Genomic DNA, 12,733 nt, shown 5'->3' with positions numbered 1-12,733 from the left:
CAAGTGTATGCCGGATTTGTTGAAAGTATTGCTCATTGATGATAATCCTGATGATAGAATGCTTATTATCAGAGAGCTACGCAAGTTGTTTGTGATTGATGTAGAGGAAATAATAGATAATCATGATTTCAATGCCGCACTGTCCAGACTTGACTTTGATATAGTGATTACAGATTATCAGCTCAGATGGACAACAGGTATTGAAATTCTGATAAAAATCAGGTCGGTGAAAGCTTTATTGCCGGTTATCATGTTTACAGGTACCGGAAGTGAAGAGGTGGCTGTTATGGCAATGAAAATAGGACTTGATGACTATATTCTGAAATCGCCACAGCATTATAATCGTTTAGCCATGTCGGTGAAGGGGGCAATTGGCCGCATGGCAGATGAAGCGCGCCGTAAACAAGCTGAAAATGCACTCAGACAATCAGAAGAAAACTATAGATCCCTGGTCGAAAATATTGAACTTGGATTTGCAAGAGTTGATGCGGCATTCAATCTTATCATGGTAAATAGTACTCAGGCAAAAATGTTTGGCTACTCTAAAAATGAAATGGTTGGGCTAAAGTTCAGTGATTTATACGAACCCACTCTCAGCATTTTGGGCACCGATGAAAAAGATTACAATCCTGCTTTATCAATGCCATCTGAACTTTTTACAAGAGGCATTCGCTCTGATGGCTCAACATTTGAGGCGCACCTGAGAAGCTATCCAACTCATAATGAATCGGGTTCTATTTCAGGATTTATCCATATTGTTGAAGATATTTCCGGCAGAATCAGAAGTGAAAGACTACAGCAGGTTGTTTATAATATTACAAATGCTGTCATGCTAACCAATGACCTGGTTGAATTGCTGCAGAATATCAGGGTAGAGCTTTCAAAAGTCATTGATACAACTAACTTCAGAGTAATTCTTAAAGATAATAGAACCGGTGTACTGCAGATCCCTTTTTTAATTGATGAATTTGAAAATATGTCCCCATTACTGGCGGATCGTTCGCTAACCGGGCTGGTTATTGAAAGTGAACAAGCTATTCTTAAATCGAACATGGAGATTAAATCCCTGTTGAATCAGGGAGTTATCAATGCTTTTGATAATCGAATTCAGCAATACTTAGGAGTGCCGCTGAAGAGCGGTAAATCGGTGATAGGAGCCTTGGTGCTGATAAGTTATAAGCAAAAAGATGTTTTTACCGATTCAGATTTGGATATCATGCAGTTTGTTTCTAATCAGATTGGTCTGGCTATTGACAATAAGCGCAAAGAAGATGAGTTGCGCGAAAATGAATTGAAATTCAGGAGTTTTATAGAACAGTCTGCCGATGGTGTTATAATTGTTGATTCGAATGGAGTGGTGATTGAATGGAATTCTGCAGCATATAACATTTCCGGGGTTTCTCCTGAAATTGCCAAAGGCAGACAGGTATGGGAAATTCAGTTTGAGCTCGCTGAAATTGAAGGGAAAAAAGAATCATTGCGACGATATCTGAAACATATGTTCTTTAATACCTTCAATAATTTTATAATGAATAAAATTGTTGTGGTTGAAGAGTATGATGTTTCTATTGATGAGCAACGAAAAGTATTACAAGTGACAGCATTTCCCATATACATCAATAATTTATTGCATGTTGGGGCATTTATTAAGGATTTTACACTTCAGAATGCTTCAGCTGAAGCCATTGCCCAGGCCAAAATAAAAGCAGAAGAATCAGATAAATTAAAGACCGCATTTTTATCAAATATTTCTCATGAGGTGCGCACTCCTTTAAATGCCATTGTCGGTTTTGCAGCCTTAATTTCTGAATCAGGCTTGTCGGAAGAGATGAGAAATGCCTACAGCGGACAGATTTTTGAAAATTCTCGGAATTTATTATATCAGTTTAACAATATTATCGAAATCTCAAAGATTGAATCGGGTTCTGTTGAGTTGGTAAATTATGAATTTGAAGTCAAAGAGTTTCTTGATAGTTTTATTCGCCAATTGTCCGGCTTAATTTCAACCTCAAAGATTGAATTCAAATTAAATAAACCCCTTTATCCGGAAGAGTTTTATATTACAGCAGATCGTCAGCGAATCCGCCAGGTTATCAACCAATTGTTAACCAATGCATTTAAATTTACTACTGAAGGCTTTGTAGAGCTGGGTTATGATTTATCAATCGAAGGTAAAATCAGATTTTACGTTAAAGATACCGGACCTGGTATTCCTGAAGATATGGTAGAGATGGCATTTGAAAGGTTCAGACAACTGGATGACAGTGTTGACAGAAAATATACAGGAATGGGCGTTGGGCTCAATATTGTTAAAAAGATTGTAAATTTGCTGAATGGCGAAGTAACTTATGAGTTATTACAACCCCATGGTTCATTATTTTCAGTAATTTTACCGGTAATATTTCAGAATACCAAAGCAATGGATAATCAAATAATTGACAATATAGCTTCAACCACAGGTAAGTGGGTCGATAAAACAATTTTGATTGTAGAAGATGTAGAGTCAAATTTTCAGTTTTTAGCTGCTACCCTGCGTCGTTCGGGAGCAGAACTTTTATGGTCAAAAACAGGTGAAGATGCCATTGAGATTGTGCGAAACAATCATAATATTGATTTGGTTCTTATGGATGTCCAACTGTCGGGTATTGATGGTTATGAAGTAACTCGTCAAATTAAACTCATCAGACCAGCTTTGCCTGTGGTAGCACAAACTGCCTATGCCATGATGGGTGAAAAGGAAAAAAGTCAGCATGCTGGATGTGATGCTTATCTGGCAAAACCTATTCGTCCATCGCTTTTAATCAGCACCATCAGCCAGTACTTATAACTTTTTGCTTTTTACAGTTTGCGTGAATTGCTGAATTACGATGCCTCCAATAATTAAAGCGAGGCCTGTTATGGTTGAAAGCATAATTTTTTCACCTACTGCAAAAGATACGATAATAAGTGACAGAAAAGGTGACAGATAAACCAGATTGCTGACTACCGCTGTATTTTTTGCAAATTTTAATGCATTTAACCAAATTGTAAAAGTTACCCCCATTTCAAATAATCCGATATAAACAGCCCCTAAACCTCCTTTTAAATCGGGAATCACAAGATTTGATGTTGCAATACAATAGATAAATGTATATAAAAACCCAAATGAAAAATTTAGAAATAGTTTTTCGTCAGTTTCACGGGTATCTTTAAGATTGAGCAACCAATACACAGCCCAAAAAAAAGAGCTGGATAAGGCTAAGCCGGTGCCAACAGGACTTGATAAATCGAGGCTAAACGGTTTGCCTGAAGTTGCTATTATGAGTGTGCCAAAGAAACTGACAGCCAGGCAGGCTATATTTAGCCAACTGATTCGCTGTTTGAGAAAAGGGACTGAAAGCAACACCAGAATCATTGGCCAGATATAATTGAGTGCTACTGCTTCCTGCGCCCTTAAAAGAGAATAAGCTTTCAGAAGTATAAGGTAATAGGCAAATGGATTTAGAAAACCCATGATGGCTGAAAAGCCAATAGATTTTAAGGAAACATTTCTGACTGATTTCCACTTTTTTGCAAAAGTCAACTGTAAAGCCAGAAACAATGATGCAACAAATGAGGCCAGTAAAAGTATCTGAACATAATTTAAATATTCAAGCGTAATTTTAAATGCCGAGCCTATTGTAGACCATAGCAAAACCGCCAGAATAGCCAGTAAATAGGCTTTATTGTGCATTTTCATTTTGCAAAATTAGCAATTGCTCCTGAGCTTTGGTGTAAGTATTCCAAATCTTCATGAATTGCGGGCAAAAACCTGTAATGATGTTTTTATAAGTACTTAATTAGATGTGTATTATATAAATAATACCTTTTTAAAGCAGTCTTGGAAATCTGCTAAAACTGACTATTTTTGCAGCAAAATAAACTTGTAAGACTTTTTATGAAAAAATTAGCTGTTGTGGCGCTGGGCGGAAATGCCCTGTTAAGAAGCGACCAAAAAGGAACCATTGATGATCAGGAAGCCAATGCTTATGAAACGGCAGAACACCTTCTCTCTCTTATCAGAGCTGACTACGATATAGTAGTAACACATGGTAATGGTCCGCAGGTAGGTAATATTCTGCTTTCAAATACTGCAGGGAACAAACTTTATGGCTTGCCCGATATGCCACTTGATATTGCTGTTGCATATTCACAGGGATTTATTGGTTATGTGATTGAGCAGCAACTGCGCAATGTAATGAAAGCCAATGATTTGGAGCGCGATATTATCTCAATTATTACTCAGGTTCTTGTTGATAAAAACGACCCTGCATTTGAAAATCCAACCAAACCTGTTGGTCCTTATTACACTCAGGAAGAATCTGAAAGAATTTCGGCTGAGACCGGTGCAAAATTTGCTGCAGACCCGCGTGGACGAGGTTATCGCAAGGTTGTAGCAAGTCCCAAACCTTTGGTAATTAGTAATCAAAAATCCATTGAAACACTTGCCAGGGCTGGTCAGATTGTTATTGCTGTTGGGGGAGGAGGAATTCCTCAGTTTTATGTAAGTGAAAACAAATTACAAGGTATTGACGCTGTTATTGATAAGGATTTGGCATCATCACTTCTGGCTGTGCAGATTCGTGCTGATAAATTCTTTGTACTTACCGATGTGCCTAAAGTTTGTATCAATTACAATACCCCTCAGGAAAAAGCCATTGATAAAATGTCTATTTCAGAAGCCCGCAAGCTTTTAAAAGAAGGTCAGTTTACCGAGGGTAGTATGGCGCCAAAGGTAAGAGCTGCCATTAACTTTGTTGAAGGAACCGGTAAAGATGCGATAATTACAAGCGCTGAAAAACTTGGAATTGACAATGGCGGAACCCGCGTAGTAATTGTTTAACGTATTTATAACACAAACCTAAATAACTAATTATCATGGCATTTAATTTAAGAAACCGCAATTTTCTGAAATTGCTTGATTTTACTCCTCAAGAGATAAAACATTTGCTACAGCTTTCAGCTGACCTTAAAAAGGCAAAATATGCTGGCACTGAGCAGCAGCGCCTGAAAGGAAAAAATATTGTTTTGCTTTTCGAAAAGGATTCAACCCGCACACGTTGTGCTTTTGAAGTGGCAGCTCTTGACCAGGGTGCCCACGTTACCTATTTAGGCCCTTCAGGTTCTCAAATGGGTAAAAAAGAATCAATGAAAGATACAGCCCGCGTTTTAGGCAGAATGTATGATGGAATTGAATATCGTGGCTATGGTCAGTATATTGTTGAGGAGCTGGGTAAATATGCTGGTGTTCCTGTTTGGAACGGGCTTACCAATGAATTTCACCCAACCCAGATTCTGGCCGATTTTTTAACAATGACTGAACATAGCGATAAACCATTGAGTCAGGTGGCTTTCTGCTATCTGGGAGATGCCCGCAACAATATGGGTAATTCATTGATGGTTGGTGCTGCCAAAATGGGAATGGATTTTCGTGCTGCTGCTCCTAAAGTTTGCTGGCCTGATGAAGCTCTGGTTGCTCAGTGCCGCGAAATTGCAAAAGAAACCGGCGCTAAGATTACACTTACCGAATCTGTTGATGAGGGTGTTAAAGGCGTTGATTTTCTCTACACTGATGTATGGGTTTCGATGGGCGAGCCGGCTGAAGTTTGGGCTGAACGCATCAAGTTGCTTACTCCATACCAGGTAAACATGGAAGCTGTTAAGAAAACCGGAAATCCAAATGTGAAGTTCCTGCACTGTTTGCCAGCTTTTCATGATAAAGAAACAGCTATTGGAAAGGAAATTTTTGAGAAATATGGTCTCGAAGCAATGGAAGTTACTGATGAGGTGTTTGAAATGCCCAATTCTGTTGTATTCGACGAGGCTGAAAATCGCCTGCATACAATTAAAGCTGTAATGGTTGCAACTCTTGGAAATTAATTTTTACAAGCATAAAAAAAGCGGCTTTAAGCCGCTTTTTTTATGCTCATTTTGAAGGATTATCTTAACCCCATTGATGTTATGATTTCCTGCAGCTGCTCGCTCATCTGGTTGTTTATTTGTTTAAACTGCTTTTTATCAGCAAGTAAACCTTTTACACCAAAATAGAACTTGATTTTAGGCTCAGTTCCTGAAGGGCGAACCGTTATTTTGCTTCCACTGGCGAGAAAAAACTGTAAAACATCTGAAGATGGCAAATCTATAATGCTGTTAGTGCCATCTTTGAGGTTATATGCTTTTTGAAATTTATAGTCTTTAACAAGTATAACTTCCTGGCCGCTAATCTGACGAGGAGGATCGTTGCGAAAATTTTGCATCATTTGCTGAATTTCTTCAGCGCCGGATTTTCCTTTCTTTGTGATAGAAATCAGATCTTCAAGGTAAAATCCATACTGATGATAAATGTCAACCAGCATCTCATACATTGTTAATCCTTTGTCTTTGGCCCAAACAGCAGTTTCGGCGAGCATGCAGCAAGCCATAACCGCATCTTTATCTCTCACCTTATCACCAACCAGGTATCCGTAACTTTCTTCACCTCCTCCGATGAATGTTTGCTGACCTTCAAGTTTGCGGATAATTTCTGCAATGTATTTGAACCCTGTTAATACATCAAATGATTCAACACCATGGTCAAGCGCAATGTCTTTTAATAATTCAGAAGTTACAATTGTTTTGACAATAAACTCTTTCCCTGTAATTTTTCCTTTTGCTTTCCATTGTTTCATTAAATAATAGATAAGCAGGGACGCTGATTGATTTCCATTCAGCAAAATGTAGTTCCCGTCTAAGTCTTTAACCCCAAGTCCGACACGGTCGGCATCAGGATCGGTAGCCAGAATCAAATCAGCATTGATAGATTTTGCTTTTTCAAGCGCCATAGCCATTGCTGCTTTTTCTTCCGGATTTGGCGAATGAACAGTAGGGAAGTTTCCGTCAGGTGTCATTTGTTCGTCAACAGTATGTACAGCATCAAAACCAAATCTTTTTAATGCTTCCGGTACGAGCATGGCACCTGTTCCATGAATAGGAGTGTACACGATCTTTAAATCATGGTGGCGTGCTATTTCTTCTTGTGCCAGTGACAGTGATTTTATCATGTTAAGATATTTCTCATCCATGTCTTTCCCAATCATGGTTATGAGGGTTTCATTGCCATTGAATTTAATGTCGTTAACATCTGATATCTTGAAAACTTCGGTTATAACATTTTTATCGTGAGGCGGAACAAGTTGTCCTCCGTCATTCCAATAGACTTTATACCCATTATATTCTTTAGGATTATGCGAGGCAGTAATTACAATGCCTCCCTGGCAATTTAGTTCCCTGACTGCAAAAGAAAGTTCAGGAGTAGGCCTCAGGCTCTCAAATAGAAAAACCTTTATCTGATTTGCTGAAAGCACTTCGGCAGCGATACGGGCAAAATATTGGCTGTTGTTGCGAGAGTCGCAGGCAATGGCAATGCTGATTTGTTTTAATTCTGAAAAACTGGTTTTCAGGTAGTTTGCAAACCCTTGGGTTGCTGCTCCTACAGTATATTTGTTCATCCGGTTAGAGCCTGTGCCCATAATACCTCTGAGGCCGCCGGTTCCAAATTCCAGATCGCGATAAAAACTTTCAACCAACTCAGCAGGATCATGATTAATCATATCCATTACTGCATCTTTGGTTTCCTTATCATAGTTTCCATTTAGCCAGATATTGGCTTTTTCAATAATTTTGGGGTCAACGTCCTGAATGGTCATAATGATTGATTTTTAATTTGGTACTTCAAAAAACACTTAACACTCTCTGAAGTTCAGGTTTAAGGTTGATTTACCACTACTTTTCTATAGCCTTCGGTGATGTTGTTGACATTAAATGAAATGATGACTCCCAGTCTTTTCCCGGCAATTTTAAGTTTTGATTGCAAACGGCTTATCATAAGCAGGGTAATTTCAGGAGAATTGGTCAATTCAATAAACATTTGATTTTCAACAAGTATTTCGGCTTTAATTTCATGGTTTGTTTTAATGTCTTTGTAAAAAACCGGAAATGCTACATCGCGTTTAAACATGAGTCCTTTTAATCTAAGCTCATGCATCAGGCACGATTTGTAAATTTGGTCATCTAGTCCGGGTCCGATTTCAGAAAAAACGTCGGATGCGGCTTCAAAAACCTTGGTATGCAATCTGTTCAACTCAGCTCTGTTCATTCAGCAAAGCTATGCATTTTTTGAGGCTGTCGCGCCAGTATGGAATAGATTGTCCGGTTAAATTTGAAATTTTTGATTTGTCAAGAACACTGTAAAAAGGCCGGGGCGAAGGTAGGGGATAGCCTGCTGTATCAGTTGGTTTTACCTCGCATTTGATCTCTGATAGTTCAATAATGGCCTGAGCAAAATCGTACCAGCTGCATACGCCTTCATTGGAATAATGGTAAATTCCAGCATCTGCATCCATGGCAATAAGCTTTAATACCGTAAATGCAAGATCGTGAGCCCATGTTGGAGAGCCAATCTGATCGGCCACAACATTCAACGAGCCCTTTTCCTTTCCAACACGTCTGATAGTTTTCACGAAATTTGCTCCATACGCTGAATATAGCCATGAGGTGCGAATTATAATGGCAGATGCACAATACTTCATTACATTATCTTCGCCTTCTGACTTGCTTTTTGCGTAAATGCCTGCAGCGTTTTTTGTGTGATCTTCTTTGTAAGGCTTGTAATTGCGTCCGTCAAATACATAATCGGTAGAAATATGAATCATTCTTGCTCCCGAATCAGTACTTGCTTCGGCCAGGTATCCCGGCGCAACAGCATTGAGCATTTTCGCCTTTTCCGGCTCAAGCTCAGCCTTATCTACAGCTGTGTATGCAGCACAATTAATAATCCAGTTTGGCTTGAAATTGGTAACTGTTTGTTTTACTGCTCTTAAGTCAGTTATATCCAATTCCTGGAAGTCAGTAAATAAAAATTCAGTGTCAGGCAGTGCATTACTCAGAAGTTTGATTTCATTACCCAATTGACCGTTGCTGCCGGTTACAAGTATTTTTTGCATGCCCAAAGTTTACTTTACGATTCCTTTAAAATATTCAATTGTTTTAATCAGGCCTTCTTCGAGCTCAACTTTTGGTTCCCAACCTAACTTGCTTTTTGCCAGTGAAATGTCGGGTTGCCGTTGAAGAGGATCGTCTGATGGGAGTGGTTTCTTTACAATCTTTGAACTTGAGCCGGTAAGCTTAATAACTTTCTCGGCCAGTTCTAGAATGGTAAATTCATGAGGATTACCCACATTTACAGGGCCGGTAAAGTCATCACCGGTGTTCATCAGTTTCACCATTCCGTTAAGTAAATCGTCATAATAGCAAAAGCTTCTTGTTTGACTGCCATCGCCATAAACTGTTATATCTTCACCTTTTAAAGCCTGAACAATGAAATTAGAAACTACTCTTCCGTCATGCGGGTGCATTCTGGGGCCGTAGGTGTTAAATATCCTGATGATTTTTATTCTAACATCGTTTTGTTTGTGGTAATTAACAAATAAGGTTTCGGCAGCACGCTTTCCTTCGTCATAGCAGGCTCTTTCGCCAATCGGATTTACGTGGCCCCAATAACTTTCTGTTTGAGGATGAATTTGGGGGTCGCCATATACTTCGCTTGTAGAGGCTTGTAATATTTTAGCCTTTATTCTTTTAGCCAGGCCAAGCATATTCACAGCTCCCATAACAGATGTTTTTACCGTTTTAATGGGGTTGTATTGGTAGTGAATAGGAGAGGCCGGACAGGCTAAATTGTAAATTTCATCAACTTCAATGAAAAATGGCATAGTAACGTCATGCCTTATCATCTCAAAGTATGGATTTTTAAGCAGATGTACTACATTGCTTTTTTGACCAGTAAAGTAATTATCAAGACAGACAACTTCATTCCCTTCGTTCAGAAGGCGTTCACATAAATGTGATCCAAGAAAGCCTGCACCACCTGTAACTAGTATCTTTTTTTTCATTCTATTGTCAGAATTAAAATTATGGAAAAGAGCCGGAATAGATTTACGCTATACAAGCATTTTTATTCCCGGCTCTTTTTAAGTTTATGGCGAACTTATTCAATTAATTATTGGTGTTAACTCCTATGCAGAAATAATCAAACTGCATTCCCTGAAGTTCTCCACGGTCATAGATGTTTCTGCCATCGAAAACCACTGGTTTTTTGACAAGTTTTTTAATAACATTCCAGTTCGGGAAACGAAACTCTGTCCATTCTGTTAAAAGCAAAATGGCATCGGCATCCATAGCCGTTTCGTACTGGTCTTTGCAATATTCAATAGAATTGCCAATTCTACGCTTGGTTTCTTCCATTGCTACCGGATCATAAGCTTTTACCTTACAACCCTGTGCCAGCAATTTTTCAATGATAACCAACGCCGGAGCTTCTCTCATGTCATCAGTTTGAGGTTTGAATGAGAGTCCCCAAAGTGCAACTGTAAGTCCTTTTACTTTCCCATCATAATAATTCATGAATTTGTTAAATAGTATTGACTTTTGGTCTTCATTTACGTATTCAACGGCTTTAAGAATTCTCATGGGATAGCCAACCTTGTCGGCTGTCATAATAAGGGCTTTCACATCTTTTGGGAAGCATGAGCCACCATAACCAATGCCCGGATAAATGAAGCGGGGGCCAATACGCTGGTCGCTGCCTATTCCCTTGCGAACCATGTTAACATCTGCGCCAACAATTTCGCAAAGATTGGCTACATCATTAATAAAACTGATTTTGGTAGCCAGCATGGCATTTGCAGCATATTTTGTCATTTCAGCAGAAGGAACATCCATAAAAATGATAGGATGGCCATTTAAAGTAAAAGGCTTATAAAGTCTTGACATGATATCCTCTGCTTTTTCAGATTCAACACCAACAACTATTCTGTCGGGCTTCATGAAATCGCTGATTGCATCCCCCTCTTTTAAAAACTCAGGATTGGAAGCCACATCAAATTCAATGCTCAATCCTCTTTGATTAAGTTCGTCCTGTATGGCATTTCTGACTTTTTTTGCCGTTCCTACGGGAACAGTACTCTTTGTAACAACAAGCATATGCTTTTCCATATGTTGTCCAATGGTTCTGGCAACATCCAGTACATATTTCAAATCTGCACTTCCATCTTCATCAGGTGGAGTTCCTACAGCAATAAAAATTACGTCCGAGTCATTCACCGTTGAGGGAAGGTCTGTTGAAAAATGCAGCCTGCCTTTTTCAACGTTTCTGGCTATCATCCCGTCAAGACCAGGTTCGTAAATAGGTGAAATTCCTTTTTTTAGATTTTCTATTTTTTTCTCATCAATGTCAACGCAAACCACATTGATACCAACTTCAGCAAAGCAAGTTCCTGTTACGAGTCCTACGTAACCTGTTCCGACGATTGTAATTTTCATATAGTTCGTTTTTCTTATTTTATAGTCTTAATGAGCAAATGTATCAATAAGTAACCGTATTTGCAATGAAAATTTGTGGTAATTTTTAGCGTAAAAAGGACGAAGCAACCAGAGCCTCAAAGAAAATCAGCTCTTTAGAATGAGAAGAGGGTGGAAAATAAAAAAGTCCGGAAAAACCGGACTTTTTTTGTGATCCCGCTGGGGCTCGAACCCAGGACCCCATCCTTAAAAGGGATGTGCTCTACCTGCTGAGCTACGGAATCGTTGTTGTGATTAAGGGACTGCAAAAGTACAGCTTTAATCATTACTTCCAAATATTTTCTGAAAAAAAAATAACATCATTTTCTAATATATTCATGTACAGAATGTTAAAAGTTGATTTTTTTTATTGAGAAAAGTGACCATGCACTGCAATCCATATGCATGGAGGGTTTTTACTAGTGTAAGTGACCCTGTGTTTAATATGAGCCGGTATAAACAAATAGTCTCCGGCAGTCAAACTCTCAGTATAATTATCTTCAAAAAGTATTGAAGCATTGCCTTGTAGCAGGATAACCCATTCGTCTTTATCCTGATCATACCACTGGTTTTCAGGTGTGTTGTGTTCGCATGATACAATTCTTTCAATAAAAGTACTGCCTGATACGATGGTCTCAAAAGATTCTGTCCCTGGCGCAGGTGAACTTTTAATCTTAAAAATGTTATTCTTTTCAGGCAGGTTCATCGCAGAATTCCTTTCCCTTCACGCACAATAATTATTTCATCTTCAGTACAATCAATCACGGTTGAAGGTTCATTATCGCCATATCCTCCATCAATAACAATATCAACAATACTGTTGAACTTTTCATAAATGAGCTCAGGATCAGTAGTGTATTCAATTATTTCATCATCATCATGAATGGAAGTTGACATAATCGGGTGCCCCAGCTCTTTCACAATTTCGAGTGGGATATTATTGTCAGGAATTCGAATACCAACGGTCTTCTTTTTACTTTGAATCAGTTTGGGGACATTATTGCTGGCATTAAGAATAAAAGTAAAAGCGCCGGGTAAGTTTTTTCGCATTAATTTGAATACTTCATTGCTGATAGGCTTGCTATAATCGGCAAGCTGGCTTAAATCATTGCAAATAAATGAGAAGTTGGCTTTTTCTACTTTGATACCTTTAAACTGAGCAATCCGTTCAATAGCTTTAGATTTAAAGATATCACATCCCATTCCATAAACAGTGTCGGTAGGGTAAATAATGATACCGCCATCCATAAGGCATTCAGTTACAATACGGATGTGTTTGGGGTTGGGGTTTTCAGGGTAAATTTTTAGCAACATTTGCGTCTTTTTGAGCAAAAATAAG

Annotated in this window: 11 protein-coding genes and 1 tRNA gene; 3 read left to right on the top strand and 9 right to left on the bottom strand. The window is 38.7% G+C overall.

What is annotated here, in order from left to right; translation table 11 throughout:
* Nucleotides 1-7: 7 nt before the first annotated feature.
* Nucleotides 8-2,827 carry a response regulator gene (locus tag H6541_06835; protein MCB9015496.1) on the top strand — a complete coding sequence of 940 codons (2,820 nt, stop codon included), beginning with the start codon at nt 8-10 and terminating at the stop codon, nt 2,825-2,827.
* Here H6541_06835 and H6541_06830 read toward each other — a convergent pair.
* A complete protein-coding gene (locus tag H6541_06830) occupies nt 2,822-3,712 on the bottom strand; it encodes a DMT family transporter (GenBank protein ID MCB9015495.1) in 891 nt (296 codons plus the stop codon). The genes H6541_06835 and H6541_06830 overlap by 6 nt on opposite strands.
* A gap of 204 nt (nt 3,713-3,916) precedes the next feature.
* Between H6541_06830 and arcC the strand changes: the two genes are divergently transcribed.
* Entirely contained in the window at nt 3,917-4,861 is a 945-nt protein-coding gene (arcC, locus tag H6541_06825; protein MCB9015494.1) for a carbamate kinase, read from the top strand.
* A gap of 35 nt (nt 4,862-4,896) precedes the next feature.
* Complete coding sequence (gene argF, locus H6541_06820; protein MCB9015493.1) at nt 4,897-5,898, top strand: ornithine carbamoyltransferase; 1,002 nt, start codon at nt 4,897-4,899, stop codon at nt 5,896-5,898.
* Between the two features lie 59 nt (nt 5,899-5,957).
* Here argF and H6541_06815 read toward each other — a convergent pair whose 3' ends face one another.
* The 8 genes from H6541_06815 to H6541_06780 form a co-directional block, all read right to left on the bottom strand.
* A complete protein-coding gene (locus H6541_06815) occupies nt 5,958-7,703 on the bottom strand; it encodes a phospho-sugar mutase (GenBank protein ID MCB9015492.1) in 1,746 nt (581 codons plus the stop codon).
* Between the two features lie 59 nt (nt 7,704-7,762).
* Nucleotides 7,763-8,152 carry a GxxExxY protein gene (locus H6541_06810; protein MCB9015491.1) on the bottom strand — a complete coding sequence of 130 codons (390 nt, stop codon included), beginning with the start codon at nt 8,150-8,152 and terminating at the stop codon, nt 7,763-7,765.
* Nucleotides 8,139-8,999, bottom strand: a complete 861-nt coding sequence (rfbD, locus tag H6541_06805) for a dTDP-4-dehydrorhamnose reductase (GenBank protein ID MCB9015490.1) — start codon at nt 8,997-8,999, stop codon at nt 8,139-8,141. The genes H6541_06810 and rfbD overlap by 14 nt, the downstream gene beginning before the upstream one ends.
* 9 nt (nt 9,000-9,008) lie before the next feature.
* A complete protein-coding gene (locus H6541_06800) occupies nt 9,009-9,947 on the bottom strand; it encodes an SDR family oxidoreductase (GenBank protein ID MCB9015489.1) in 939 nt (312 codons plus the stop codon).
* Nucleotides 9,948-10,050: 103 nt separating this feature from the next.
* The gene (locus H6541_06795) at nt 10,051-11,376 is read right to left on the bottom strand and encodes a UDP-glucose/GDP-mannose dehydrogenase family protein (protein ID MCB9015488.1); all 1,326 of its coding nucleotides are present in this window, start codon (nt 11,374-11,376) and stop codon (nt 10,051-10,053) included.
* Between the two features lie 190 nt (nt 11,377-11,566).
* A tRNA-Lys gene (locus H6541_06790) sits at nt 11,567-11,639 on the bottom strand.
* Nucleotides 11,640-11,761: 122 nt separating this feature from the next.
* Nucleotides 11,762-12,100, bottom strand: a complete 339-nt coding sequence (locus H6541_06785) for a cupin domain-containing protein (GenBank protein ID MCB9015487.1) — start codon at nt 12,098-12,100, stop codon at nt 11,762-11,764.
* Nucleotides 12,097-12,708: a threonylcarbamoyl-AMP synthase gene (locus H6541_06780; GenBank protein MCB9015486.1), complete on the bottom strand. Its 612-nt coding sequence runs from the start codon at nt 12,706-12,708 to the stop codon at nt 12,097-12,099. Before H6541_06780 ends, H6541_06785 begins: the two co-directional genes overlap by 4 nt.
* Between the last annotated feature and the right edge of the window lie 25 nt (nt 12,709-12,733).

The organism is Lentimicrobiaceae bacterium (assembly GCA_020636745.1).
Classification (GTDB): Bacteria; Bacteroidota; Bacteroidia; order Bacteroidales; family Lentimicrobiaceae; genus Lentimicrobium.
Note: the sequence above shows the minus strand (reverse complement) of the source record. Positions and strands in the feature narration are given on the sequence as shown.

What these genes read in the sequence shown, in the direction of transcription:
- H6541_06835 (MCB9015496.1), top strand. Translation starts at nt 8, where the DNA reads ATGCCGGATTTGTTGAAAGTATTGCTCATTGATGATAATCCTGATGAT.
- H6541_06830 (MCB9015495.1), bottom strand. Translation starts at nt 3,712, where the DNA reads ATGCACAATAAAGCCTATTTACTGGCTATTCTGGCGGTTTTGCTATGG.
- arcC (MCB9015494.1), top strand. Translation starts at nt 3,917, where the DNA reads ATGAAAAAATTAGCTGTTGTGGCGCTGGGCGGAAATGCCCTGTTAAGA.
- argF (MCB9015493.1), top strand. Translation starts at nt 4,897, where the DNA reads ATGGCATTTAATTTAAGAAACCGCAATTTTCTGAAATTGCTTGATTTT.
- H6541_06815 (MCB9015492.1), bottom strand. Translation starts at nt 7,703, where the DNA reads ATGACCATTCAGGACGTTGACCCCAAAATTATTGAAAAAGCCAATATC.
- H6541_06810 (MCB9015491.1), bottom strand. Translation starts at nt 8,152, where the DNA reads ATGAACAGAGCTGAGTTGAACAGATTGCATACCAAGGTTTTTGAAGCC.
- rfbD (MCB9015490.1), bottom strand. Translation starts at nt 8,999, where the DNA reads ATGCAAAAAATACTTGTAACCGGCAGCAACGGTCAATTGGGTAATGAA.
- H6541_06800 (MCB9015489.1), bottom strand. Translation starts at nt 9,947, where the DNA reads ATGAAAAAAAAGATACTAGTTACAGGTGGTGCAGGCTTTCTTGGATCA.
- H6541_06795 (MCB9015488.1), bottom strand. Translation starts at nt 11,376, where the DNA reads ATGAAAATTACAATCGTCGGAACAGGTTACGTAGGACTCGTAACAGGA.
- H6541_06785 (MCB9015487.1), bottom strand. Translation starts at nt 12,100, where the DNA reads ATGAACCTGCCTGAAAAGAATAACATTTTTAAGATTAAAAGTTCACCT.
- H6541_06780 (MCB9015486.1), bottom strand. Translation starts at nt 12,708, where the DNA reads ATGTTGCTAAAAATTTACCCTGAAAACCCCAACCCCAAACACATCCGT.